Origin of the sequence: Mesorhizobium sp. M2E.F.Ca.ET.209.01.1.1 (assembly GCF_004010375.2) — a bacterium.
Classification (GTDB): domain Bacteria; phylum Pseudomonadota; class Alphaproteobacteria; order Rhizobiales; family Rhizobiaceae; genus Mesorhizobium.
The window spans coordinates 1-387 of the sequence record NZ_SADP02000343.1 but is presented as its reverse complement, the minus strand read 5'-3'; the positions used below and the strand labels follow the sequence as shown (position 1 = coordinate 387).

General features: G+C 61.2%; 1 protein-coding gene. It reads left to right on the top strand.

Features of this window, described 5'->3' with window-relative positions; genetic code table 11:
- Positions 1-331: SET domain-containing protein-lysine N-methyltransferase (locus tag EN852_RS35915; protein WP_135879691.1), on the top strand; the 331-nt coding region annotated here is incomplete at its 5' end.
- Between the last annotated feature and the right edge of the window lie 56 nt (positions 332-387).

The window sequence follows — 387 nt, the reverse complement described above, 5'->3', positions numbered from 1 at the left end:
CGAGCCGATCCGAAAAGGCGCCTCGATCTGGCGGCTCGATCCCGATTTCGACCGGCTGATTCCGCAGGACAAATATGAGGCCGCGCCCCCGCATTTGAGGGAATTGCTCGACCGCTATGCCTATCCGAGCCCGGATAAGCCCGGCTTCATCGTCTATGAGGTCGACAATGGCCGCTTCATGAACCATGCCGAGCGGCCGAACACGGATTTCTCGCAATATGGCGGCGCCACCGCCATCCGCGACATCGCAGCCGGCGAGGAAATCACCTGCGACTACGGCGAATTCTTCCAAGATTTCGCGCACCTCCATCCGGTGGCGGCGGAAGGCTGAGTCGCAACCAGGCGCGGTGTTCCGGTTTTTGATCGCGTTCGCACAATCAGCGGTGG